The organism is Ruoffia sp. FAM 24228, from assembly GCF_045528575.1.
GTDB classification, from domain to species: Bacteria; Bacillota; Bacilli; order Lactobacillales; family Aerococcaceae; genus Ruoffia; species Ruoffia halotolerans.
Genome location: NZ_JBGQQZ010000110.1, coordinates 1 through 3,670, shown reverse-complemented (window position 1 = coordinate 3,670; position 3,670 = coordinate 1). Strand labels below are relative to the sequence as shown.

The window sequence follows — 3,670 nt, the reverse complement described above, 5'->3', positions numbered from 1 at the left end:
CTTAACTTTTGAAGAAGAAAAAGTGATCAACAAACAATTAAATACTAAAGTCGCATAAAAAAAGGTAGAAAGCATTTAAGCTTTCTACCTCGGAAATCTCTGACCAACACGATTTGACAAAGAACCTTATATTTTTAATGATAATAAGTTCATATTTGAACCACACGATGATAGAGTATGGAATCTTAGTTATGAATCACTGAGTGTCTTAAACATTCAAAGTAGTCGAATTATGAATTAGGTAAGAGATAATATATTTAACAATACAAGTGGAAAATATGTCATTTTGAATTATTTTCTCTAATAAAAAGAATTAGGAGAGTGTGAATTATGAAAAAGTGTAAAGTTTTTTTAACAGGACTTTTAATTGTTACTTTTGCATTACCAACATCTGTTGCAAGAGCTATTGAAAGTAATACTGAAATAGATATAACTACTAGTTCGTTTGAACCACTTGATGTAAGAAGAATGTGGATTGAAATGCATCCTGTTTCTGGTAATGGGCCAGCAGTATATTATTATCATAATGGATATTGGCATGGCTACTTACAAAAAGTTGGATTTACTCCTCGACCTAACTCATTCTCATACTATAGTGGCTATTTATATCCGGTTGGTTCATCAATACCTATGCCATCGAAAACCCCTATTGAAGTAAAATAGAAAGGATAATCATAATGAAAAAAATAGTTATAATTATTTTATTATTTGTTACCTTTGGAAGTACAACTCCTTTAACTGTTGAAGCATCATTTTCGGACAGTTTTGATATAGAAAATAGATTATTATCTCATACTGTCAAAAAGACAGTTACAGTATTTGTTGGATATGGCTCATTTCCTCCTAGCTATTCATCAACTTATTCATATAATGACGGATTATATAAAGGTACGTTATATGAATCTTATTCTGAGAGAAGATATGGAGGAGGAGTTGGAAGTAATATGTATGCGTGGTATGTGACTTATACTGGGTATGTGACATCTAATTCAGGTAATCCAATAAATAAACTAATTATAGAGGAGTAGAATATTCTAATGAAAAAAATAGTTAAGTACGTCATGCTAGTTGTGTCACTATTATTAATCAGTCAAACACCCGTCTCTGCCAACGATAATCAAAGTTATGTCAGTGATAATGAAGAAAGTCCGATCAGTCATATTTTCTTTACGCCAGACAATGTTCAAATAACAGTAAATAATGAAGCAGCTGAGGCAAGGGAAATTATACTGTTATTATCTAAGCATACAGATGAAGCCTTGCTTGCTCAAGTGGATCCAAATACCGAGTCTGATGATTTACAAGCCTTACAAGACGAGTTAGGAGTTAGTTTTAACGCGATTGAAGATCAACTTGATTTAGAAAATAATCCGACTGTTTTTAATGTGATTGAACAAATTCAACATGCGTCATCAGGAATTTATTCATCCATTGACCCTATGGGAAATGTCGTATTCACTATTTCCAACCCAGAGATTGTCGAGTCTGATGAGACGATTCGTGTAAAACTGTTTAATGAAGACCTCATTGAGTTCAACCGTGCAGAAGATAATACGATTGAATATAACTCCTATGACTTTGTGATAGAGGAATAGGTATATGAAAGTTAATAAAAAAATCTGACAGAGTTCTTTTTGAGGAATCTATCAGATTTTTTTATTTAGGCAAGTTCATCTGAACAATATACCCATTTTGATAGTAGAAGAGGATGGGGGCATTGTATTTATTAGCGAACTGGCGAATAATTGTCTTGCCCATGCCTTCAGAATGATCTTGATTCTCATCGTAATCCGTACCATTATCTTTAATCAGCAATTTATTATGCTCTGGAAATTCTTGGAGGATGATATTCATTTGCGTGCTATTAGAATGCTTAATACTATTAATGATCGCTTCACGAATAATCGACAAGATATCTTTCTTCTGATTATATTTAAATTCAGTTTCAGTATGCAGATCAAAATTAATCATCAGCGGTGCGAATTTCTCACGCATATTGTCAATACTGACTTCAAAGTCTAGACTTTCATGGTGGATATGGTGAATGGTATGGCGAATGTCATCCATTCCGTGCCGTAAATTAATTTGCAATTGATTGAGTTGCCTTTCAATTTTATCATTATCATTCGCAATGATGATTGCTTCAATTTGAATAATACTTCGGGCGAGCGAGTGACCGATCGCATCATGTAGTTCATTCGAAATCCGATTACGCTCTGACAAGATGCTAATATCGACGTCTTTTTGGTTAGATTGAATTAAATCCTTCATTTGATTTTTCATCCGTAATTGCTCTTCTGTTAACGTATCTCTCACTTCATTTAACGAGGCTTGTTGCTGAATGATTTGTTGACTTTGATCAGCGATATATACCCCTAAAATTCCGATCAATAACATATAATAACTCCCTGGATTAATAATAAAAGCCACCAGGAGTACTAATAAACTGTAAAAGCCAATATCAAAAGTTAGTAAGTAGACAAGCGGTAATAACAAAATATATGATGGAGCAACGAGGACACTTAAGAGACTAGTGACTATATTTAACATCATTCGAAATCGTTTATTAACAATGATTCCACTTAATGCGATGAAGCAAATGGATAGTAGCGATTCTAAAACAATCGCTATAATATCATCTTGAGTCATCATTAATCGCAAACTGAGTGTAATAAATAGCATCCATAAAGCTTCTATAATAAAAGTTTTGCTTCTCATCGCTGCCTCCTTTGTTGGTTATTTCTTTCATTCTACCAAACTCATGACAAATGTCATATCAAAATTAGCGCAATGACACTACTGCATGAAAGCATTTACCTTTATACTTAAGTTAACAAATCAAGTAAGGAGTGAAAAGAATGACAGATAATATTGCAGTAGAAGTAAAACAACTTGTAAAACGCTATGGCAAATTAGTAGCCTTAGATCATTTTAATTTATTGGTATATAAAGGAGAAATCCTTGGCTTACTTGGTCCAAATGGGTGTGGTAAGACGACTTTAATTAATTCAATCCTCGGCTTACTCACTTATGATAAAGGTGAGATTGATGTATTTGGAGAAGAATTAAAACCTGACACCTATAAAATTAAGCAAAGAATCGGTGTAGTGCCTCAGGACGTTGCTTTGTTCGAAGAATTAACTGTATTTGAGAATATTGATTTCTTCTGTGGTTTATATATTGAAGATAAAGCTGAGCGCCGACGTTTAGTTAATGAAGCAATTAAGTTTGTTGAATTAGATAAATACAGCAAATTTATACCAAAGAAATTAAGTGGGGGATTAAAACGCCGTTTAAATATCGCCTGTGGGATCGCTCACCAACCCGATTTGATTTTTATGGACGAGCCAACCGTTGCGGTTGATGCTCAAAGTCGGAATTTTATCTTAGAGGGAATTAAACGTTTGAACGAAAACGGTGCAACTATCGTGTATACGACGCACTATTTGGACGAAGCAGAGCAAATTAGTGACCGCGTTGTAATCATGGACTCAGGGCAAAACATCGCTGATGGGACTTTAGAACAATTACAACAAAAAGTGAACCTGAATAATTCATACTTTTAAATATTGAGTTATTCTAGTCGTTATTTTTCAATTTTGGATCACTTTATCGAAATTAAAATATTTTAATCGATTTTCTAAGCTAAAGAAAAACTTTTTAGTCTCAT

At 33.3% G+C, this 3,670-nt stretch carries 4 protein-coding genes and 1 pseudogene; 4 read left to right on the top strand and 1 reads right to left on the bottom strand.

Translation table 11 applies throughout. The features are described from left to right. Positions 1-330: 330 nt before the first annotated feature. Genes ACEN33_RS11980 through ACEN33_RS11970 form a run of 3 tightly spaced genes read left to right on the top strand, consistent with a single transcriptional unit; the run spans position 331 to position 1,595 of the window. Positions 331-663 (top strand): hypothetical protein, encoded by a 333-nt coding sequence (locus ACEN33_RS11980; RefSeq protein ID WP_407090381.1) that lies wholly within the window; start codon positions 331-333, stop codon positions 661-663. A 14-nt stretch (positions 664-677) separates the two neighbouring features. After that, positions 678-1,028 (top strand): hypothetical protein, encoded by a 351-nt coding sequence (locus tag ACEN33_RS11975; protein WP_407090380.1) that lies wholly within the window; start codon positions 678-680, stop codon positions 1,026-1,028. A gap of 9 nt (positions 1,029-1,037) precedes the next feature. Next, the gene (locus tag ACEN33_RS11970) at positions 1,038-1,595 is read left to right on the top strand and encodes a hypothetical protein (RefSeq protein WP_407090379.1); all 558 of its coding nucleotides are present in this window, start codon (positions 1,038-1,040) and stop codon (positions 1,593-1,595) included. Between the two features lie 61 nt (positions 1,596-1,656). On the opposite strand, the gene ACEN33_RS11965 is transcribed toward ACEN33_RS11970, so the two are convergent. Beyond that, positions 1,657-2,718, bottom strand: a complete 1,062-nt coding sequence (locus ACEN33_RS11965) for a histidine kinase (protein ID WP_407090378.1) — start codon at positions 2,716-2,718, stop codon at positions 1,657-1,659. Between the two features lie 152 nt (positions 2,719-2,870). On the opposite strand from ACEN33_RS11965, the pseudogene ACEN33_RS11960 reads away from it, so the two are divergent. Continuing rightward, positions 2,871-3,542: pseudogene (locus ACEN33_RS11960) on the top strand (ABC transporter ATP-binding protein); the annotation flags it as partial. Positions 3,543-3,670: the final 128 nt, after the last annotated feature.